The organism is Vibrio sp. SCSIO 43133 (assembly GCF_023716845.1).
GTDB classification, from domain to species: Bacteria; Pseudomonadota; Gammaproteobacteria; order Enterobacterales; family Vibrionaceae; genus Vibrio; species Vibrio mediterranei.
In genome coordinates this window covers 2,219,298-2,240,144 of the sequence record NZ_CP068024.1, presented here as the reverse complement: position 1 = coordinate 2,240,144, position 20,847 = coordinate 2,219,298, and the positions used below count along the sequence as shown (strand labels likewise).

The following is a 20,847-nucleotide window of genomic DNA, read 5'->3' as shown; positions in this document are numbered from 1 at the left end:
TCTTAAAACTCTAAACCCAATTCTCGAAGTGCATTCTCCGCTTGTTGTGCGTCGCTGAACTGAATGGCATGCAGTCCACATTGCACTGCGCCGTCGACGTTGTATGGCATGTCATCCAAAAATACGGTCTCTTCCGCGATAAGATTGTTGCTGTTGAGTAGCGACTGATAAATGTCAGCAGAGGGTTTGAGTACACCCAAATCAGCCGATACGGTAGCAGCTTCGAATAGTGGCCAGAAGTCATAACGATGCTTTAAGTGCTCGACAATTTCATGGACGTTGTCCGTTAATGCATAAATGTTGTAGCTGGCTTGTTTCAGGCGCTTAATGAGATCGACCGTACCAAAAATCTGAATTTGGGTTTCTTTGATGTAGTAGAAGAGTCTCTCACACTCAGCCTCAGATAGCCCCAATGCAGTTTGATATTCTTCTTGTGCTTGATGTTCGGTCAATAGACCCTTGTTAAGAGCCATCCAAATATCATGTTGAAAAATAGCTTTAGCCTTTTGCTCTGCTTCATGAGCACTATACCCAAATGTTAGTCGGACGATCTCAACGGGAGACCAGCGAACAATCACGTTGCCAACGTCGAAGACCACGTTGCGAATTTTACTTGTGTTCAATTTGATACCTCGTAGTAGGGACAATGTATCCATGAAAAGAGCCGCTATTTAGTTATAGCTGCTTGGTTTTTTCTATCAAAAAATCAATCAATACACGGACACGTTTAGCCTTTTGTGTGTTTTTATGAAAGTAGACATAAAGTCCAGAATATGGGTACCAATAGTCTTCTAAAATTGGTACTAGTTGTTTTTGGGCGATATGTGATTGAATCATAGGTTCGACAAGTCTGCCTATTCCCAAACCTTTAATGGCAGCATCTACCATTAAGTTCGTGTCATTAACAACCATGGAGGTAGGCATCTCCACCGAAAGCATCTCTCCCTGTTTGTTTAGCAATAGAGGTGCAATTTTGTTTGATGAGATGAATCGATACTGTATCAGCTTGTGATGTTTCAAATCATCTGGGCATGATGGTTGTCCATAGTGTTCTATATAGGCAGGGGACGCAAAAAAGGCTTCTTTCATAGAAGTCGTAAGTGGTCGAGCGACCATGCCTTCTTCCACTTTATCACCAAAGCGGATGCCAAGATCAAAGTTCTCGTTAAGTATGTCGATTGTGGCGTCAGAAACTGAAATTTCTAGTTGTATATGAGGGTATTGCTGACAGAATTCCGCGTAAATGGGCTCGATTAAATACTGATAGACAAAGCGTGGCATGGTGACGCGAACCGTGCCAGTGGGTTCTCGGCTTAAATCGCTGACACTTTCGAAAGCCAAACTCAGCTCGGAAATAGAATGCAAGGTGCGTTCATGCAGTAATCTACCTGCTTCAGTGACTTCAATGCGTCGTGTTGTACGTGTAAACAACGGTAGACCTAATTCTTGCTCTAAAGCTTTCAACGCATTGCTGACTGAAGGAGGTGCCATTTCGAGCTTCTTAGCCGCTCTGGTAATGCTACCTTCCTGAACGATCGTATTAAATACAATCAGTTGGTTGAATATTGTTCCGTTCATGATTAGGGCCTAATACTATTATTAGCTTTAAACTAATAATTATTTAGCTAAAAGTCATCTAAAAGTTATCAATGATACTAATTACACTACTCACATGTTAAGTCAGTAACCGATGAGAAAGTCATTATGAGCCAGGTTTTAGTTATTTCAGGTCATCCAAATTTGGACGCGTCAAATACCAATAAAGTTATTTTGAACCAATTAAGTGATCATTTTGATGACATTGAAGTGCGTCAACTAGACCGTTTATACCCTAACTATCAGATCGATGTAGAGGCAGAGCAAGCGGCTTTAGTGAAAGCTGACGTTGTTGTACTGCAGTTTCCGTTCTACTGGTACTCCATTCCTGCATTGCTAAAAAAATGGATTGATGATGTATTCAGCTATAACTTTGCTTATGGCGCTAAAGGCGACAAGTTAAAAGGCAAAGATTTGGTGCTATCGTTCACAATCGGTGGTCCTGAGGAGTCTTATACCCCGCTTGGCTATAACCATTTCTCAATTGAAGAGTTGTTAAAACCTTTAGAGCAAACCGCTTATCTTGCAGGAATGAATTACGTTAAGCCAATTTACACTCATAGCATGGTTTACATTGCAGGCGTGTACAACAAACTGGAGGAGGTAGAAACTCGTGCTATGAGTCATGCTGACCGCTTGCAAACGAGGATTGAAGACCTTATCCAATCACCAGAAAACCGTGTTAGTAAGTTTGTGACTCAATGGTTCGCCCAGTTTGATGAACTTCCTGAGTCGACTGATGATTTTACGCGTTACTTAAGCGCGGATATCAAATGGTCAGCGCCAGAAGGAACATTTTCAGGTCATGATGGGTTTAGAGATTGGTATTCTATCGTTAAGCGCACCTTTAAACCGGATTGTCATCATCAAATCGAGCAAATAGAAGTGCGTAGAGAAGACAACAATTACGCAGTCGAACTCAGAATACGCTTACTTGCAGACACCTATCCCGAGTCAACGCTACGTGGTGAAAGCATTAACTTGCTGGTTAACGAAGTGTGGAAAGTAAGCTTGGATGACACCAGAATCACAATTCATGATTATCATGTCGATCCAGTGAGTTAATATAAAAACAATCCAAGTGGAGCAAGGGAAGCTTATCTTAACCCTTGCTCTCTTAGGCGTTTGTACAATGTATTGCGACTGACATTAAGGGCCTTTGCAGTGGCCGAAATATTCCTTCCATATTCCTCATAAATATCAAGCCACTCTTGATTGTTTGATACTTGCTCTGTGACTTGTTCAACCAAATTTGGGGCGGCTGATAAGTCTGATGCGGTAGCGCCCAATATAGGTTGAATCGGCGCACTTTCATAAGGTTTGAGGTCATTTATGAAGTCATCAGGTAAGTGTTCTGAGGTGATGGTTTCATCGCCCGCCATGGCGGCTGCAATTTGAATCACGCTAACCATTTGTCTGATATTGCCAGGCCAAGGGTGTTGTTTGAACATCGCCAATACTTCCACGCTTAGATTTGGTACCTCGTTGCCGTATACGTATTTTCTTAGAATTAATCGGATCAGAGCCTCTTTATCCGTTCGTTCCCTCAAAGCAGGGAGCGTGATGTTAAGACCTGTTACTCGATAATAGAGGTCTTGGCGAAACGTGCTGCGCTCTACGTCAGCTTTTAGGTTCCGGTTGGTTGCGGAAACTAACTTAAAATCAACTGGGTAAGAGGTTGTGGAACCAAGTGGCGTCACCTTGCGCTCTTGCAGTACTCGAAGCAGTCGAGCTTGAACATTTATCGGCATGTCGCCAAGTTCATCGAGAAACAGTGTTCCTTTATCGGCTTTTCTAATTAATCCCACATAGCCTTTAGTATGAGCACCGGTAAATGCCCCTTTCTCGTATCCAAACAGCTCGGATTCAACCAGTTCAGACGGAATAGCGGCACAGTTTACTGCAATGAGTGGGGCGTGACTGCGTCTACTTGATTGGTGCAGTGCGTTAACAAAAACTTCTTTACCCACCCCGGTTTCGCCATGGATCAAAATGGGTATATCGGTATCAAGGATTCGACTTGCTTGATTAATCGCTTTCGCCAATCTTGGGTCACCGGTATTCAACTGTTCTAAATCAAGTGGTCTGTCCGTTGGAGTAGCTATATCTGTGGTTTGCGGTGCCAACCTAAAATCGAGTTGACGACCTTTTGGAATCGTTGGAGGTATGGTCAAGCCATAATAATTAGACTGGCTGCGAGAAGTTAGAGCAAATGGCGTAAAAGGAGGGTGCGATAGCACTTGCTCCATCTTTACATCGAACAATTGTTCCAAACGCTGCAGCGCAAGATTCTGACCAAGTACCACTTCAGCGCGACGATTGGCTGAAACAATAATGCCTTCATCGTTAAACACCAACAATGAAGACCATTGACTATCAATGTTTTCAGGAGAAGTATTGAACCAAAATAGGTGATGGGTCGCTTGAAATCGACTAGCTATTAATTGGTTCTCAATGGCCTGTGACATCAGTTTTACCATACCAAGTGTATGAGAAGAGGGCATATAAGCGTCACTTGATATCGACAAAACGCCCGTCATTCTTCTGTCTGCATCAAACAAAGGTGCTGCGGAACCTGCCATAAATCGGTTTGAACTAAGAAAGTGTTCATCGTGAAAAACTTGCACAATGGAGCCCGTCTCTAAAGCAGTGCCTATGGCGTTCGTGCCAATTAACTGTTCCTTCCATTGCACGCCATTTTGAAAGACTTGTGGTTGATGTTGGGTAAAAAAACGTTGTTCTCCCCAGCTATTCAAAACCTGGCCTTTAGTATTTGCCAAGGTAATGAGGCAGTTACTGTTTGCCAATAAACTGTCGTAAAACGGCAACACTTTTTGTTGGGTAGTTTCTATTAAACCGGAGTGCTCTTCTGTTGTTCTCGCCAGTGAGGAGCCTGTCTCCATCTCTATAATGGGAGCACTGCTGTGTGACAACCCAGCTTCTCTACATCGTTGCCAAGAGTTTTTAATGATCGTGCTGTGTTTACTGTTCATTTCTACGACCAGCCAAATTAGAGTCAAAATACTAAAAGCGCGTTTGCGAACAAAGATTGTTCACCAATTGCTCAATAAACATATCATTGCTCTGAACAGTTTGAACACATTTAGTTAACAAATGTTACTTGGATCATAAAACGTTTTTGTAGGATAAGTGCTTTCTTTCTATGGGGTTAGCGTTTAAAACTACGCTCATTCAATAGTTTATCGCATGCCTTGTAATTAAATTGTTACAATTTTCGCAAGTTGGCACGACTCTAGCAATCATGAGCAATATCGAAAACGACATTGTTCGAGATGAAAGGAGTTTTTAGTGTCATTAACACTTGAGCAGGTAAGCAAAGTAGTCGACGGCGAGCATCACATATCCGATGTGAACCTCACCTTTGAAGCAGGATCGTTTAACGTTTTGCTTGGGCGAACACTCGCAGGTAAAACCTCATTGATGAGATTGATAGCAGGTTTGGATAAACCTACATCAGGACGAATTCTGGTTAACGGCGTTGATGTAACAGGGGTTTCGGTAAGAGAGCGAAACATCTCGATGGTTTACCAGCAATTTATCAATTATCCCAATCTAACGGTATTTGAAAACGTCGCTTCTCCACTGCGACTTGCTGGTACACCTGAAAAAGAAATCATCGAGCGTGTGCACGCAACAGCAGACATGCTTCGCATTACTGAACATCTAAAAAAGCACCCATTAGAACTTTCTGGTGGTCAGCAGCAAAGAACCGCAATGGCTAGAGCATTGGTCAAAGATGCTGAAATTATCTTGTTCGATGAGCCTCTGGTGAACTTAGACTACAAGCTTCGCGAGGAACTGCGTCAGGAAATGCGTGAGTTGTTCAAAACCCGTCATACGATCGCTATCTACGCTACTACAGAGCCTAACGAAGCTCTAGCACTTGGCGGAACGACAACCATTCTCCACGAAGGAAAGGTCATTCAGTCAGGCCCGACCGCAGAGGTGTATCACACCCCAGATTGCGTGACCTCGGCCACTCTGTTTAGTGAGCCTCCTATTAACTTACTAAAAGGTGACGTTACTGAAAGTGAAGTCACGTTTGATCAAAGTGCTCACTTCCCGCTTAACCAGTCGTTAAGCAAGCTTGAAAAGGGTAGCTACAAGTTTGGTATTCGACCCAGTCATCTTAGTTTGTTACCGAAAAACGACGACGATGTTGAGCTGACGGTTCAAGTGGAAGTCGCCGAAATTAGTGGCTCAGAGACATTTCTTCACGTTCGTAATGCGCATTTTGAGTTGGTGCTTCACTTGGCTGGCGTTCACAGCTATGAAGTGGACGAAACCATCAAAATCTACATTCCAATCCACAAATTCTATGTATTCGGTATGGACGAAAAACTGATTCATGCTCCGATTAATGATGTGAGAGGTTAGTCAGTCATGGTCCAAATTACACTCAATTCACTGGCTCATACTTATGACAAACAGCCAAGCGAGTCGTCGCTGTATGCCATTAAAGAAATGAACCACGTTTGGAAACAAGGTGGAGCATACGCGTTATTAGGTCCATCGGGCTGCGGAAAATCGACACTACTCAACATTATTTCTGGGCTCATGAGTCCTTCGCAAGGTGAAGTGCTTTTCGATGACATGAAAGTGAATGAACTGCGCCCTCAGGATAGAAATATTGCTCAGGTTTTCCAGTTTCCGGTGATATACGACACTATGACGGTGTACGACAACTTAGCGTTTCCGCTGCGAAATATGAAGGTACACAAAGCTAAAATTCATTCCAAAGTGACGGAAATTGCCGAAATTCTCGAGCTGACCGACGTGCTGAACAAAAAAGCAAAACACCTTACTGCGGATGAAAAGCAAAAGGTGTCGATGGGAAGAGGGCTGGTTCGTGATGATGTCTCGGCGATTCTATTTGACGAACCACTAACGGTTATCGACCCGCAGCTGAAGTGGAAACTAAGACGCAAGCTTAAGCAGATCCACCAACAGTTCAATATCACCATGATTTACGTGACCCATGACCAACTGGAAGCGTCGACGTTCGCAGATGAAATTGCCGTTATGTACAACGGGCAAATTGTGCAATTCGGTACACCAAGAGAGCTATTCGAAACCCCTAACCATACCTTTGTCGGCTACTTCATTGGCAGTCCTGGAATGAATCTAATGGAAGTGACACCAACTGAGGTTGGAGTGCGATTTGATGATGTCGATGTGCCGTTGTCGTCAAGTTATCGAGACGCTATTGCAAAGGCGTCGAGTAACAATATCAAGATTGGAATAAGACCGGAATTTGTTCATGTATGGGAGAAAGAGAACCCTTCTGCTTTAAAAGCACAGGTATTGCATGTTGAAGATTTGGGTACCTACAAAATTCTCACTTTAAAGTTGGGTGAACAGCACATCAAAGCACGCCTTCAAGAAGACCAACATGTACCGAAAAGTGTCGCGTACATCAGCTTTCCAGAGCAATGGACAATGCTCTATGTCGATGAATTCTTAGTCAATGTAGGAGGCCACTAATGGACAAGGCAGTCAACAACAAGGCATGGTTTCTAGTTCTTCCGGTTTTCGCCTTGGTGGCCTTCAGTGCCATCGTGCCATTGATGACGGTAGTGAACTACTCGCTACAAGATATCTTTGACGCTAATACCGCCTACTTCGTTGGAACGGAGTGGTATCGAGAAACGTTAAATGATGAACGACTACACGGTGCGTTGCTGCGTCAGTTTGGATTTACATTTACGGTGCTGATGATTGAAGTTCCCCTTGGGATTATTGTGGCACTCACCATGCCAACCAAAGGCAAGTGGTCGGTGTTTTGCCTAATCGTATTAGCTATTCCATTGCTTATCCCACTTAACGTCGTAGGTACTATCTGGCAGATCTTTGGTCGTGCGGATATTGGCTTATTTGGCTGGGCTCTAAACGGGCTTGGCGTTGATTATAACTATGCAGGTAATCCGGTCGATGCTTGGTTGACTGTGATTCTGATGGACGTATGGCACTGGACGTCACTCATCGCCTTGCTGTGTTATTCAGGTCTGCGCGCTATTCCGGATGCCTACTATCAAGCGGCCAATATTGATCGCGCCTCTACATGGTCAATCATCCGTTACATTCAGCTTCCAAAGTTGAAGAGTGTGTTATTGATTGGTGTGTTAGTGCGCTTCATGGACAGCTTTATGATTTACACCGAACCCTTTGTGCTTACTGGAGGTGGGCCAGGTAACTCAACCACGTTCTTAAGTCAAACCTTAACCAAGATGGCCATCGGACAATTTGATATTGGTCCTGCTGCGGCTTTCTCCATCATTTACTTCTTGATCATACTACTCGTCAGTTGGGTGTTCTATACCGCGATGACGCACGGTGAGAATAAATAAAGGGGTTTAACCATGACGAAGTCAAAATACACACGCTATACCCAAATTGTCGGCTTAGCACTTTATATCATCTGCTTGATGTTGCCGATTTATTGGTTGCTCAATATGTCGTTTAAAGAAAACCAAGAGATATTGGGAAGCCTAAGCTTCTGGCCCGAGAACTGGACATTTAAGAACTACCAGACCATTTTCTCCGACCCAAGTTGGTATATGGGATACGTCAATTCCATCATCTATGTGGTAATGAATATGTGTATTACGTTAGCAGTGGCACTGCCTGCGGCGTATGCCTTTTCACGCTACAAATTTGTCGGCGATAAACACTTGTTTTTCTGGCTGCTGACCAACCGAATGTCACCGCCTGCAGTATTTCTGTTGCCGTTCTTCCAGTTGTATTCATCGGTAGGCCTGTTCGACACCCATATTGCGGTCGCGCTTGCTCACTGCTTGTTTAACGTGCCGTTGGCGGTTTGGATCCTTGAAGGCTTTATGTCAGGTGTTCCAAGGGAAATCGATGAAACCGCCTATATCGATGGTTACAGCTTTCCAAAGTTCTTTATGAAGATATTTCTGCCAATGATCCGCTCAGGTATTGGTGTAACGGCGTTCTTCTGCTTCATGTTCAGCTGGGTTGAGTTGCTGCTTGCTCGAACACTTACATCAGTTGATGCCAAGCCTATTTCTGCGGTAATGACGCGAACCGTCAGTGCCTCGGGGATAGATTGGGGCGTGTTAGCTGCGGCCGGGGTACTGACTATCGTACCGGGCATTCTTGTCATTTGGTTTGTTCGCAACCACGTTGCGAAAGGTTTTGCACTGGGTCGAGTTTAAGGAGACACATTATGGCTTGGATGGCATGGACGACTCCGTCTGCACTGTTTTTTATTGGCATCGCACTGATTTTGTTAACGATGACCATTGCTGAAATTAAAGCGCCATGTATTGAGCGCAAAGGGTTTCTCCCAATCAGTACAACACGGGGAGACCGACTGTTTATTGGCTTGCTGAGTTCAGCCTATATACACCTTGGGTTTGTGGGACTAACGGAGCTCTCTATTTGGGTGCCGTTTGCGATTTCCACGGTTTGGATTTTGACCGTTTTGAAATGGGGGTAATAACAACTTTCACCGATAAGTGCCTAACCATGCTCAACATGCTGTATTTGGCTTCAATGTCATAGGGCTCGCTTAGGTGTGACTAATAACGTACGAAACAAAACACTCATAATTGGAGTAAAACAATAATGAAAAAGGATATGAAGAAGTCTTATCTTACCCGCTGCGTTGCTTTATCTATTGCATTCGCAGCACTCTCGCCAAACGCGTTTGCCGATATGGACGCGGCTAAAAAGTGGATGAGTGAAGAGTTCACTCCGACGACGTTGACCGCTGATGAGCAAGCGAAAGAGATGCAGTGGTTTATTGATGCTGCCAAACCTTTCAAAGGCATGGAAATCAACGTTGCTTCGGAAACCATCACTACCCACGAATATGAAGCAAAAGTTCTTGCTAAAGCGTTCTATGAGATAACCGGCATCAAAGTGAATCACGATTTGATTCAAGAAGGTGACGTGGTAGAAAAGCTGCAAACGCAAATGCAGACAGGTCGCAATATCTATGATGGCTATATCAATGACTCAGACTTGATCGGTACCCACATTCGATACGGAAAAGTGGTACCAATCTCTGACTTTATTGAAGGTGACGGTAAGAGTGTGACTAACCCATATTTGGATCTTCCCGACTTCATTGGCTTGGATTTCACCACAGGTCCTGACGGTAAGATTTACCAGCTGCCAGATCAGCAGTTTGCGAACCTATATTGGTTCCGTGCAGACTGGTTTGAGCGCGACGATCTTAAAGCCAAGTTTAAGAAGGAATACGGTTACGAGCTAGGAGTGCCACTTAACTGGTCTGCATACGAAGACATTGCAGAATTCTTTAGTGAGAAGGTGAAAATGATCGATGGCGAACGTGTCTACGGTCATATGGACTACGGCAAAAAAGACCCATCACTAGGTTGGCGTTTCACTGACTCGTGGTTCTCCATGGCTGGTGCGGGTGATAAAGGGATTCCTAATGGTTTACCAGTTGATGAGTGGGGGATTCGTGTAGAAGGCTGTAGCCCTGTCGGTTCTGATGTGGCTCGCGGCGGTGCGACAAATGGTCCAGCGGCGGTGTATGCGACCACCAAGTATGTGGATTGGCTAAAACAATATGCGCCACCTGAAGCCCAAGGGATGACGTTTGGCGAAGCAGGTCCGGTTCCCGCACAAGGTTCTATCGCGCAGCAGATCTTTTGGTATACCGCGTTTACTGCTGACATGACCAAGCCAGGGCTACCTGTGGTTAATGAAGATGGCACACCGAAATGGCGTATGGCACCATCACCTCGTGGCCCATACTGGGAAGATGGCATGAAGCTTGGTTATCAAGATGCGGGCTCGTGGACATTCCTAAACAGTACGCCAGTGGATCGTCGTCAAGCCGCTTGGTTGTATGCTCAGTTTGTCGTGTCTAAGTCTGTGAGCTTGAAGAAAACACTGGTTGGTTTGACGCCAATTCGTGAGTCAGACATTAACTCTCAAGCGATGACAGATGCTGCTCCTAAGCTGGGTGGTTTGGTTGAGTTCTACCGCAGTGATGCACGTAAACAGTGGACCCCAACTGGTACCAACGTGCCAGACTATCCAAAACTTGCACAGCTATGGTGGCAATATGTTTCTGAAGCGGCAAGTGGAGAAAAAACACCACAAGAAGCTCTGGACGGCCTAGCAGCAGCTCAAGACAAAGTGCTTAAGCGTCTAGAAAGAAGTGGTGCTCAGGGTGATTGTGGTCCAAAACTGAATCCTAAGAAGGATCCAGAATATTGGTTATCACAACCAGGAGCACCTAAAGCTAAGCTCGCTAATGAGAAACCTCAAGGCAAGACTATCGCTTACAAAGACTTAATCGCGCAGTAATATCGTTAAGTTGTTCATCAAAAAAGGCGACCTCTGGTCGCCTTTATTTGTTTACTTGCACATTTATTCACAAGGCGGAGCCAAATGAATTAGCGCCAATCCACCTTGCGAGGTTTCACGGTACTTCTTATTCATATCTTTGCCTGTCTGATACATAGTATCGATGACTTTATCTAAAGAGATGAGACACTTACTGGTTCGCTTAAGCGCCATGCGCGAAGCATTGATTGCCTTCATTGCACCCATGGCATTGCGTTCGATACAAGGGACTTGAACCAAACCGCCGATAGGGTCGCAGGTCATACCGAGTGAGTGCTCCATGGCAATCTCTGCCGCGATACACATTTGCTCGTTACTACCACCTCGTAGTGCGGTTAGGCCAGCCGCTGCCATGGATGATGATACGCCTACCTCACCTTGACAGCCCACTTCAGCACCGGAAATGGAGGCGTTGGTTTTGTAGAGGATACCAATGGCTCCGGAAACCGCTAAAAAGTCTTTGAGCTGTTTGGTATCAAGCTCTTTAATAAAACGATGGTAGTACATTAATACGGCTGGAATAACGCCCGCAGCTCCGTTTGTTGGAGAGGTGACCACTTGACCGCCCGCAGCATTCTCTTCACTTACGGCAAAGGCAAACAAGTTGATCCAATCCATAATTTCCATCGGATCATTTTCGATGGCGGCATTTGCTTCCAGCTTTTTCAGTAGATTAGGAGCACGACGGGTGACGTTTAGACCGCCATCCAAGATACCTTCAGTTTCAAAACCGCGCTCCATACAACGTAACATGACTCGCCAAATCTGCTCGGCTTTATCATTGATTTCTTCAAGATCTTTGAACGCCAATTCATTGCGAAGTACCATACCACCGAGGCTCATACCGTGTTCTTCTGCTAGCTCTAACATTTCGTCAGCGCTGCTAAACGGGAATTCGACACTGACGTCTTCTTCGTCTTTACCGTTTTGCAATTCATATTCTGTGGCAATAAAGCCACCGCCGATGGAATAGTAAGTCTCAAAGCCAATGCGTTCACCTTGTTTATCGAATGCAGAAATGGTCATGCCGTTTTCGTGTAAAGGCAGATTGTCTTCATGAAACAGCATGTCTGTTTCGTAGTTAAACGGAATATGGTGAGTGCCTGAGAGAGGTAACACACCATCTTCGATAGCATTTCTCATCGCTTGATTTGCGCTCGAAATCTTAATAGTGTCAGGTTTGTTGCCCAATAAGCCTAAAATAGTGGCACGATCAGTGTGGTGACCGATGCCTGTCAGTGAGAGTGAGCCGTATAAATCAACTTGAACTCGAACCACATTTTCTAGTGAGTCTGCGATCAACTTAGTGAACTGATAGCCAGCAATCATTGGACCATTAGTGTGAGAACTAGATGGGCCGACGCCAACCTTATAAATGTCGAAGATGGACAACATAACCTATTACCTTATTACAGCAGTACTGAACCAAGCCAGTCGGGGATATATATACAAATGACCACTGTGAACGCAGCGAAGGCAAATAGCCCGTAATGACTGGCTTTCGGTTTAGCGATCAAGTGCTTCTGTTTATGAATAAAGTCTAGCTGCTCGGGCGTTACTTCGCCCCATTTATAGCTAGCGGTCAATCCTACGACCAAAAATACCAATGTCCCTATTGGTGCAAACCACGGCCACGCGATGTTCATTCCTTTAGCAGCAAACACTACAACCATGCTAACAATACTTCCGAGAATAATGCCTTTTTCGTTGGCTTTCTTAGACGCTATTCCTAACACAAAAGAGCCTAGACGAATACCTACAAAAATTGAGGTCAGACTAGCGATCGTCTTTAATACGGATTCGTTGGATACCGCCAAAATTGCCGGTACGACCACCGAAGCTGCTGCAACTAAACTCATCTTTCTCGCGGTACTTTCATAATGAGCATCTTCAGCATCGGTTTTAATAAAGCGCTTATAAATATCAAATGTCGCTACGGTTGCCATTGAGTTGTAGGTTGAATCCAGTGTCGACATCGCTGCAGCTGCTAATGCTGAAATGATCAAACCGATAATAATTGGATTGGTGTGGTTGAACACAAAATCTAAGATGACTTCATTTTGGTTATCAAATACTTGACCATCGTAGAACAAGTTAAGAAGCACACCTAAAATGGAGAACAGTAGATAGATAAAAAACGCCCCGTAACCGCAAAGCAGCATCGACTTTTGGGCTGAATTAATGCACTTGGTTGCAAGAGTGCGCTGGATTATCAGTTGATTGGTGCCGTAGACGCTGAGATGTAGAAAGGCAACCGCGACTAGCCCTGCCCAAAGTGTAGTATCGACACTTGGATCCATACTCAGGTTAATGACGTTGAGCATCTCAGGTGTCGATTTCACGCCGCTATCTATGTCGAAAATTAAAATAAAGAAAATAGCGATAGTACCAATAACTAGGATCAGCGACTGAAGCATGTCTGTCCATATGACCGTCGAGATACCGCCCGCATAGGTGTAGATAGCGGTAAATACGCTTATACACAAAATCGCTTGGGTAATGGTGATGGGTAAAACCTGGACCAAAATCAATGACACCGCATACAAAATCACACCTGCAGAGATACATTGCACCACAAGAAAAACGATTGAGTTGATGGTTCTGGCATAGATACCAAAACGCATTTCTAGATACTCATAGATAGAAGTCAGTTTGAGCTTGTAGAAGATAGGAACGAAAAACACCACGGTAAAAAAGATCACCAAAGGGTAGTTGAGGTGGATCGCCATCGCTTCCATCCCTGTTCCATAGACCCAACCTGGCATTCCAATGAAGGTCATTGCACTTATATAAGTCGCGAGAATGGAAACTCCCGCAGTAAACCAACCGAATTGACGTCCACCTGTCGAAAAGTCTCCACCCGTTTTCAGCTTCTTATTTACTAAGTAGCTGATAAATATGGTTGCTGTAATGTATAGGGCGATTACAACGAGGCTTGAGTACGTAACCATTATTGATTATTCCAAAACATATTTTGCTTCAAATTCGAGTGGATTCTATCGTCATTGTAGGCGAATGATACAGTTCTGAGTCAATAAATGTGAGATTCATCGACTAAATTGACTATAAATACATCGAAGTGGCGAATTTTGCACGTTTGCGTGATCGTTGTCACCAAAATTTGCATAATGGGTGCGTATTCATTGGTTTTTGATATGGATCACGGATCTTTAAACCACAAAAAAAGTAAGATTCATCTCGCAGAACGGGGGCAGTCAAATAAAGTTTAGAAACACTGTGCTCGCCATTAAAAATACTATACCTAATTAAAATAAGGGTTTAACGGCTATGACCGCTAAAAAACACATGAGCGAAGTTCCAATGATCCAAAGGGTGGCTGCCTACTTAGCTATCTTGGTTGGTTACTTCTTTTACTGTTATAACTTTGTAATTATTGACTACGTACGCCCCTATATCGTTGAAGCGTACGACGGAATTAGCTTGTCGGATACGGCTCAGTTCTATACATGGCAGTCAGTTGGTGCCCTGATTGGTGCATTAAGCTGTGCTTGGTTCGCAACCAAGTTTGGTAAAAAGAACACCTTGATTGCTATTACGGCACTAAACGGTGGCGCAACCATCATCAATATGATGTTTACCGACTACGCAACATGGGCTGCAATGCGTTTCATCATCGGTCTATCGTTGGGTGGCTACTTCACGGTTGCTGTTTCATTGATGATTGGTCTATTCACTCCAACAGTGCGCGGTAAGTTGACTGCCTTTGCATCTTCTATGTTCTCTGTCGCTTTGATGGTAATGGGTGCGTATGCGGCATTTATCACAAGCATCGATGCTCCATGGCAAAGCCTCATGTGGGTTGGCGGTGTGCCACCACTAGCGGCAGCTGTGTTAATGATCTTCGTTCTACCAAGTGATAAGAAAGTGATTGCTTATGGTGAAGAAGAGCAAGCGAAGGCTGAGGCTTCAGCAGACTCTAACGTGACAGCGAAGAAAGGTTCTTGGGGCGAGATGCTAAGTAAGCCTTACCGCACTATCACAATTACCTGTTTGCTACTTGCCGGCCTAAACTTCTACGGTTTCCAATTCTTTGGTGGTTTCGTAACGACTTATCTACGTGAAGTGCGCATGTTTGATGGTGCAACAATCGGTCTTATCTTCTCTATCTCAGCATTTGGCTCGCTATTCGGTGCTTGGTTCTGGGGTTGGGCAGCAGATAAGTACGGTCGTAAGGTGAACGCATTTGGTTTTATCCTAGCCGGTATCATGGTGTCAATCTTCTTCATCGCACCGGGTGACAAGGTCATTGGCGGCCTGAACATGCTTGCTATTCTTGGCTTGATTTATAACTTCGGTCTGTCTTCATCAGCAGTATGGGGTGGTTACTTCTCAGAGCTATTCCCAGCACACCTTCGCAGCTACGGTGCAGCATTGTTCCACGGCGGTCGTATCCTAGGTATGTGGGCACCAATGGTACTTATCTTTATCCAAGAGCGTACCGACCTTCAAACGGCAATGTGGGGTTCACCAATCGTATGGATCATCGCAGGTCTTCTATGGCTAACATTGCCTGAGACATTAAAAGGCGGCGTGTTCCATAAAGAGAAGAAAGTAGAAAAAGCGAGCGCTTAATCAAAGAGCCTAGTCTTTAACGAATTTAGTCGACGGGTAAATTCTCTCCGGTATCTGAAGATACCTGTCGACGACCTAACTTAATTACGAGTCCTGTTCCAACAATGACTCATCATTAATAAGAGAGATGATTATGTCTAAATATCAAGAAGCAAAACGCGTTGTACGTGATTACTTCGACGCAATGGAAAACGCAACGCACGAAAACGTTGCTGAAGTACTAAAAGCTCACACTTCAAAAGATTACCTATGGCGTGGTGTTTACCCATTCCGTGAGCAAGAAGGTGCGGAAGCTGCTGCAGAAGTTTTCTGGGCTCCTTTGATGAAATCTATGACTCGCATGCAACGTCGCCAAGATATTTTTATCGGCGGTGAGAACGAAGTAACGTCAGGTGAAATCTGGGTTATGAGCATGGGTCACTTCATGGGTCTATTCGATGCTGAATACCTAGGTATGCGTCCAACAGGCAAAATCATGAACATCCGTTACGCTGAATTCAACTGCGTAGAGAACGGTAAAATTACTAAAACAGGTCTTTTCCTAGACCTACTAGGTGTAATGGATCAAGCGGGTTGCTACCCACTTCCACCATCAACTGGCAAGCACTTTACTTACCCAGGTCCACGTAACCATGACGGTCTTCTATTCGAAGACGCTGCGCCAGAAGAGGGAGTTGCAACACTAGCACTAGTGAACAAGATGGTTGACGATTTATCGGCACTTAACGACAGCGGTGCTATGGGGTGCCCACCAGAAGTGCTAGCGAAGAGCTGGTCTGAAGATATGATCTGGTACGGTCCATGTGGTATCGGCGCGTCTTACACAATTCCTCGTTACCAACAGCAGCACCAACTGCCGTTCCGTAACAACCTAAAAGACAAGAAGTTTAACGGCCACGTATGTCGTTTCGCAGAAGGTAGTTTCTCTTGCTTCTTCGGTTGGCCAAACCTATCAAACACGCCAATCGGTGGTTTCCTAGGTATGACTGGCGGTGAAGTTCGTGCGGACATGCAAGTCGTTGACGTTTACTACCGTGACGGCGACAAGCTATCTGAGAACTGGGTACTGATCGACCTACCTTACTGGCTAAAACAGCAAGGTCTAGACGTGTTCGAGCGTACTTCAAGCATCCTTAACCCTTCTCTATAAGAGCAATACATACGGCTTGAGCGTCCTCTCAACCTCAAGCCTGCTCCCAACCGATGCCACAGGATGTGGCATCGTTTTTCCTTGATTATTATTTTTAACGGGCTGTTAGGCACGGAGGCTTTCTATTGCCTGTAAAGTAGGAAGCAAATGAAAAAGTCTGTATTAAGTGTACTAGTGGTAACTGCACTTACTTCTGCCTCTGCAATGGCCGCACACACTTTTACCAATGAAAATGGTGACTCTTTAACTATTGACGGTCGTTTTGAAGTTCGCTACCAAAACAAGGCACGTAATTTTGATGACAACGCTGGTGAGTATGAAGCTCGTACTGATGAGTTCAACAGCGGTAGCTCTCGTTTCGGTTTTAAAGGCGTTAAGCAACTTGAAAATGGTTGGCAAGGCTTTGGTCACGCAGAGTGGGGGTATAACTCTTCTTCGACTGCTAACGACATCTACAGTCGTCTTCTATACGCAGGTATAGAGCACGAAAAATGGGGTAAAATCGCTGCAGGTACTAAGCAGTGGAGTACTTTCTATGATGTGGCTTGGTACACCGACTTAGGTCGTACCTATGGTTCACGTGGTACTGGTTATTACAACCTAGCTGATTGGGGTATTGCATCAGGCACGGGTCGTGCAGAAAACTCCATCACTTATCGCAACAACTTGGGTGGAGACTGGAAATACGGCTTTACTTACCAAACAACACGTAACGATGTTGCTCTATCTGGCAATGCAACAGCAACATTGAAAAACGGTATGGGCGCTTCTACCTCTTACTCTTTTGAAAATGGTCTAACACTTGGTTTGGCTTATCACCAGAATGAACTTACTGATATCAAGAATGCGTCAAACATCAATGATGGGGACATTCAACGTATCGCGTTGCTTGGTGCGAACTATTCACTAGGCGGTTTCTATGTTGGTGCGACATACAGCGAAGGCTCAAACTGGGAAGTAAACGACAACGCTGAGTTTTATGATTCGCGTGGCGCAGAACTTTACACCTACTACCACTTTGAAAATGGTCTTCGCCCAACCCTTAACGTTAACTATCTGACTAGCACAGATGACAATGGTAGTGGCTACGAGCGTCAAACCATCATTCCAGGTCTAGAATATCACTTTACAAAGAATACCTTCCTTCTTTGGGCTGAATACCAGTTTGACCAAGGTAATGATCAATACGTTCAAGACCACTATGATAACCGTGATAACCAATTCTCTGCGGGTATTCGTTACTACTTCTAGTGGTTTGTTCCCGCAACCTTCAGTAATTTGGGAATAGGTAATTGCCGGAGGTTGATGGGTACAACCCATTTTATATGGTATCTAAGCACTAAAGCCTTACATTTAAACGATGTAAGGCTTTTCTATTTATGCATACGTACCAATTTATGCTACATTTAGCGCAACTGGCTAGATGAATTAAACAAAATAAATGAATATTCCAAAACAGACGGTCACGTCAAAAGATGTCGCTAAACTTGCAGGGGTCTCACAATCGACGGTATCTCGCGTCTTTGTTGAGGGAAGCTCTGTTTCAGAGAAGACCAAACAAAAGGTGTTTGAGGCAGCAAAAGCGCTCAACTACCGCCCCAATGCGTTCGCACGAAGTCTTACGACTAATCAGTCTAAACTTATCGGTCTAGTCTTCCCAGATGCGGATTATCCCATCCACATGAAAACGCTGCAGCTCATCAGTAGCGAGCTGCAAAAAATTGGTTACTCAGCAGTGCTAATACCGTGGCAAGTTGATGGTGAGAATCAACACTCGATTCCTAATATTTTCCAATATCGAGTAGACGGCGTCATTGCCGCATCCGCTACGTTCAACACAGCGCTTTATGAAGAGTGTGAAGAGTTTAATATTCCTATCGTGCAATACGCCCGTGTCGTCGAGGGAACTAAGAGTAGTTATGTGATCAGTGATAACTACTCTGCAGGGCAAATCGCCGCACAGCGCTTTGCGGATAGCAAGTTGTCTGACGTCGTTTATCTAACGGGTGAAGTTCCTACTTTTACGAACCAAGAGCGTGTCAATGGTTTTTGCGATGAGTTTAAATCGCTGACAGGTAAGAATCCAAAAGTCGTTGAAGCCAACTACGATTATGGTGGCGCTCTAGAAGAGATCCGTGCATTGCTGAAGAGTGGGGCAAAGCCACAAGGTGTGTTCTGCGCGACAGACAACCTTGCCATGGCTTTTATGGACATCGCCCGTTTTGAGTTTGATTTGAAGATCCCGGAAGATGTTCAGGTGATTGGTTTTGATGATATTCCACAGGCTACTTGGCTAAGCTATGAGCTGTCGACCTTCCGCCAAGATTTTACACGTCTTGCGAGAGAGTCAGTAAAAATCATTTCAAATCAAATCAAAGAAAAGGACTCAAGTTTGGTTCGCTTGATGGTTCCCGTACGCTTTATTGAGCGAAATAGCACTAACTAACCTCTAATATCTTTAAACTGACTATAATAGTCGTGGTCAGACCTTATCATTTGAGTGAATTTGCCTATCCTTTGGATAGGCAAAACTTATTTTCTTTTTCTCTAGCACGCTGTTAACATTGCGTCCGCTAAACAATTGCCCCCATTGTCTAAGGAAAAAAGATGGTAATACCTGAAAACAGCAGCATCGTGATTTTTGGTGCTTCAGGCGACCTTACTTATCGTAAGTTGATCCCTGCACTTTACCATTTGTATGCTAGCGACCAGCTACCTAAATCTTTCGCAATTCTTGGTGTAAGCCGCACTCAATACAGCGACGAATCATACCGAGAAAAGCTAAAACACTCCCTTCAGGAGATGGAAAAAACAGAACCTGAAAAACTAGAAGCCTTCTGTAATCATCTTCACTATCAAGCCATTGATACTTCTGATACTCAAGACTACGCGAAACTGGCAACCCGCCTTGATGATGTTGCTGACCAATATGGTTTCGAGCAACGTAATACGCTTTTCTATTTGGCGACACCGCCAAGCCTTTATAGCATTATTCCTGCAAGTCTTGCTGCTCACGGTCTCAATGATGAAGCTGATGGCTGGAAGCGTTTGATCATCGAAAAACCATTTGGTTATGACCTAGCGTCTGCGCGCCAATTGGACAAAGAAATTCACGAGCATTTCCAAGAGCATCAAATCTATCGTATCGACCATTATCTGGGTAAAGAAACGGTACAAAACCTATTGGTTTTACGTTTCTCAAATGCCATGTTCGAGCCACTTTGGAATCACCAGTATGTCGACTATGTTGAGATCACAGGTGCCGAGTTCCTTGGTGTGGAGGAGCGCGGTGGCTACTATGATGGTTCTGGCGCGGTACGTGATATGTTCCAAAACCACTTATTGCAAGTGTTAGCAATGGTCGGTATGGAATCTCCAGCTCAAATTAACGCTGACGCTATTCGTAACGAAGTAGTTAAAGTGCTGCAGTGTTTGCGTCCTCTTTCAGATGAAGACCTGCGTAACAACCTTGTACTCGGGCAGTACACAGAATCTAACGTACGTGGTCAATTCCTACCAGGCTATCGCAACGAACATGGTGTTGCTGACGACTCTCGCACAGAGACTTACGTTGGCTTGAAAATGTTTATCGACAACTGGCGTTGGAACGGTGTTCCTTTTTATGTTCGTACAGGTAAACGATTGCCGACACGTGTGACAGAGGTAGTGATTCACTTTAAACAAACGCCGCACCCAGTGTTTGGTAAAGATGCGCCAGAGAATAAGCTGATCATCCGTATTCAACCGGATGAGGGCATTCAAATGAGCTTTGGTTTGAAAGAACCAGGTGCTGGTTTCAATGCAAAAGAAGTAAAAATGAATTTCCATTACGCATCACTGCAAGAGACACAGATGCTTACAGCTTATGAGCGTCTATTACTTGATGCACTTAATGGTGATGCTACGCTGTTCGCACGTAGCGATGCAGTTGAGGCATGTTGGGAATTTGTTCAACCAATTCTGGACTACAAGCAAGATCCGCAATCCCTGTTTGGTTATGCGTGTGGTACTTGGGGTCCACAAGAGTCAGATCAGCTACTACATAATGATGGTCGCGCGTGGCGCTTCCCATGTAAAAACCTGACTGATACCGATTACTGCGAACTGTAATCACAAATAATGTCGAGCTAGGAGAGCTG

At 44.5% G+C, this 20,847-nt stretch carries 17 protein-coding genes; 12 read left to right on the top strand and 5 right to left on the bottom strand.

Translation table 11 applies throughout. From position 1 onward, the window contains the following. Positions 1-2: 2 nt before the first annotated feature. Together JKJ11_RS10600 and JKJ11_RS10595 are read right to left on the bottom strand one after the other, a co-directional pair. Positions 3-623, bottom strand: a complete 621-nt coding sequence (locus tag JKJ11_RS10600) for an HAD family hydrolase (RefSeq protein WP_252038148.1) — start codon at positions 621-623, stop codon at positions 3-5. 52 nt (positions 624-675) lie between these two features. Beyond that, positions 676-1,578 carry a LysR family transcriptional regulator gene (locus tag JKJ11_RS10595; RefSeq protein WP_038225842.1) on the bottom strand — a complete coding sequence of 301 codons (903 nt, stop codon included), beginning with the start codon at positions 1,576-1,578 and terminating at the stop codon, positions 676-678. A gap of 126 nt (positions 1,579-1,704) precedes the next feature. Here JKJ11_RS10595 and JKJ11_RS10590 point away from each other — a divergent pair, with 126 nt between their 5' ends. Continuing rightward, complete coding sequence (locus tag JKJ11_RS10590; RefSeq protein ID WP_252038147.1) at positions 1,705-2,661, top strand: NAD(P)H-dependent oxidoreductase; 957 nt, start codon at positions 1,705-1,707, stop codon at positions 2,659-2,661. 32 nt (positions 2,662-2,693) lie between these two features. On the opposite strand, the gene JKJ11_RS10585 is transcribed toward JKJ11_RS10590, so the two are convergent. Next, on the bottom strand, positions 2,694-4,589 hold the full coding sequence (locus tag JKJ11_RS10585; protein ID WP_252038146.1) for a sigma-54-dependent Fis family transcriptional regulator: 1,896 nt from the start codon (positions 4,587-4,589) through the stop codon (positions 2,694-2,696). 316 nt (positions 4,590-4,905) lie between these two features. On the opposite strand from JKJ11_RS10585, the gene JKJ11_RS10580 reads away from it, so the two are divergent. The 6 genes from JKJ11_RS10580 (at position 4,906) to JKJ11_RS10555 (ending at position 10,926) form a co-directional block, all read left to right on the top strand. Next, a complete protein-coding gene (locus JKJ11_RS10580; RefSeq protein WP_006073675.1) occupies positions 4,906-5,994 on the top strand; it encodes an ABC transporter ATP-binding protein in 1,089 nt (362 codons plus the stop codon). A gap of 6 nt (positions 5,995-6,000) precedes the next feature. Then, the gene (locus tag JKJ11_RS10575) at positions 6,001-7,101 is read left to right on the top strand and encodes an ABC transporter ATP-binding protein (RefSeq protein ID WP_252038145.1); all 1,101 of its coding nucleotides are present in this window, start codon (positions 6,001-6,003) and stop codon (positions 7,099-7,101) included. Next, positions 7,101-7,964 (top strand): carbohydrate ABC transporter permease, encoded by an 864-nt coding sequence (locus JKJ11_RS10570; protein ID WP_006073672.1) that lies wholly within the window; start codon positions 7,101-7,103, stop codon positions 7,962-7,964. Before JKJ11_RS10575 ends, JKJ11_RS10570 begins: the two co-directional genes overlap by 1 nt. A gap of 12 nt (positions 7,965-7,976) precedes the next feature. Next, on the top strand, positions 7,977-8,795 hold the full coding sequence (locus JKJ11_RS10565; protein ID WP_006073671.1) for a carbohydrate ABC transporter permease: 819 nt from the start codon (positions 7,977-7,979) through the stop codon (positions 8,793-8,795). An 11-nt stretch (positions 8,796-8,806) separates the two neighbouring features. Next, positions 8,807-9,079 (top strand): DUF2160 domain-containing protein, encoded by a 273-nt coding sequence (locus JKJ11_RS10560; RefSeq protein WP_006073669.1) that lies wholly within the window; start codon positions 8,807-8,809, stop codon positions 9,077-9,079. A gap of 128 nt (positions 9,080-9,207) precedes the next feature. Beyond that, positions 9,208-10,926 (top strand): ABC transporter substrate-binding protein, encoded by a 1,719-nt coding sequence (locus JKJ11_RS10555; protein ID WP_038222822.1) that lies wholly within the window; start codon positions 9,208-9,210, stop codon positions 10,924-10,926. 63 nt (positions 10,927-10,989) lie between these two features. Here the strand turns inward: JKJ11_RS10555 and JKJ11_RS10550 are convergent, their stop codons facing one another. Together JKJ11_RS10550 and JKJ11_RS10545 are read right to left on the bottom strand one after the other, a co-directional pair. Continuing rightward, positions 10,990-12,360, bottom strand: coding sequence for an L-serine ammonia-lyase (locus JKJ11_RS10550; RefSeq protein ID WP_006073665.1), 1,371 nt, complete (start codon positions 12,358-12,360; stop codon positions 10,990-10,992). A gap of 14 nt (positions 12,361-12,374) precedes the next feature. Continuing rightward, positions 12,375-13,916: a sodium:solute symporter family transporter gene (locus JKJ11_RS10545; RefSeq protein ID WP_038222829.1), complete on the bottom strand. Its 1,542-nt coding sequence runs from the start codon at positions 13,914-13,916 to the stop codon at positions 12,375-12,377. 337 nt (positions 13,917-14,253) lie between these two features. On the opposite strand from JKJ11_RS10545, the gene JKJ11_RS10540 reads away from it, so the two are divergent. The 5 genes from JKJ11_RS10540 to zwf all read left to right on the top strand — a co-directional run bounded on the left by JKJ11_RS10540 (position 14,254) and on the right by zwf (position 20,818). Beyond that, a complete protein-coding gene (locus tag JKJ11_RS10540) occupies positions 14,254-15,558 on the top strand; it encodes an MFS transporter (protein WP_031494084.1) in 1,305 nt (434 codons plus the stop codon). Positions 15,559-15,691: 133 nt separating this feature from the next. Beyond that, the gene (locus JKJ11_RS10535) at positions 15,692-16,708 is read left to right on the top strand and encodes a nuclear transport factor 2 family protein (protein ID WP_006073842.1); all 1,017 of its coding nucleotides are present in this window, start codon (positions 15,692-15,694) and stop codon (positions 16,706-16,708) included. A gap of 147 nt (positions 16,709-16,855) precedes the next feature. Further along, entirely contained in the window at positions 16,856-17,959 is a 1,104-nt protein-coding gene (locus tag JKJ11_RS10530) for a porin (RefSeq protein ID WP_006073841.1), read from the top strand. 190 nt (positions 17,960-18,149) lie between these two features. Continuing rightward, a complete protein-coding gene (locus tag JKJ11_RS10525) occupies positions 18,150-19,154 on the top strand; it encodes a LacI family DNA-binding transcriptional regulator (protein ID WP_038225819.1) in 1,005 nt (334 codons plus the stop codon). 161 nt (positions 19,155-19,315) lie between these two features. Further along, positions 19,316-20,818, top strand: a complete 1,503-nt coding sequence (zwf, locus tag JKJ11_RS10520; protein WP_088877605.1) for a glucose-6-phosphate dehydrogenase — start codon at positions 19,316-19,318, stop codon at positions 20,816-20,818. The last annotated feature ends 29 nt before the right edge of the window (positions 20,819-20,847 follow it).

What these genes read in the sequence shown, in the direction of transcription:
- JKJ11_RS10595 (WP_038225842.1), bottom strand. Translation starts at nt 1,578, where the DNA reads ATGAACGGAACAATATTCAACCAACTGATTGTATTTAATACGATCGTT.
- JKJ11_RS10590 (WP_252038147.1), top strand. Translation starts at nt 1,705, where the DNA reads ATGAGCCAGGTTTTAGTTATTTCAGGTCATCCAAATTTGGACGCGTCA.
- JKJ11_RS10585 (WP_252038146.1), bottom strand. Translation starts at nt 4,589, where the DNA reads ATGAACAGTAAACACAGCACGATCATTAAAAACTCTTGGCAACGATGT.
- JKJ11_RS10575 (WP_252038145.1), top strand. Translation starts at nt 6,001, where the DNA reads ATGGTCCAAATTACACTCAATTCACTGGCTCATACTTATGACAAACAG.
- JKJ11_RS10570 (WP_006073672.1), top strand. Translation starts at nt 7,101, where the DNA reads ATGGACAAGGCAGTCAACAACAAGGCATGGTTTCTAGTTCTTCCGGTT.
- JKJ11_RS10565 (WP_006073671.1), top strand. Translation starts at nt 7,977, where the DNA reads ATGACGAAGTCAAAATACACACGCTATACCCAAATTGTCGGCTTAGCA.
- JKJ11_RS10560 (WP_006073669.1), top strand. Translation starts at nt 8,807, where the DNA reads ATGGCTTGGATGGCATGGACGACTCCGTCTGCACTGTTTTTTATTGGC.
- JKJ11_RS10555 (WP_038222822.1), top strand. Translation starts at nt 9,208, where the DNA reads ATGAAAAAGGATATGAAGAAGTCTTATCTTACCCGCTGCGTTGCTTTA.
- JKJ11_RS10550 (WP_006073665.1), bottom strand. Translation starts at nt 12,360, where the DNA reads ATGTTGTCCATCTTCGACATTTATAAGGTTGGCGTCGGCCCATCTAGT.
- JKJ11_RS10545 (WP_038222829.1), bottom strand. Translation starts at nt 13,916, where the DNA reads ATGGTTACGTACTCAAGCCTCGTTGTAATCGCCCTATACATTACAGCA.
- JKJ11_RS10540 (WP_031494084.1), top strand. Translation starts at nt 14,254, where the DNA reads ATGACCGCTAAAAAACACATGAGCGAAGTTCCAATGATCCAAAGGGTG.
- JKJ11_RS10535 (WP_006073842.1), top strand. Translation starts at nt 15,692, where the DNA reads ATGTCTAAATATCAAGAAGCAAAACGCGTTGTACGTGATTACTTCGAC.
- JKJ11_RS10530 (WP_006073841.1), top strand. Translation starts at nt 16,856, where the DNA reads ATGAAAAAGTCTGTATTAAGTGTACTAGTGGTAACTGCACTTACTTCT.
- JKJ11_RS10525 (WP_038225819.1), top strand. Translation starts at nt 18,150, where the DNA reads ATGAATATTCCAAAACAGACGGTCACGTCAAAAGATGTCGCTAAACTT.
- zwf (WP_088877605.1), top strand. Translation starts at nt 19,316, where the DNA reads ATGGTAATACCTGAAAACAGCAGCATCGTGATTTTTGGTGCTTCAGGC.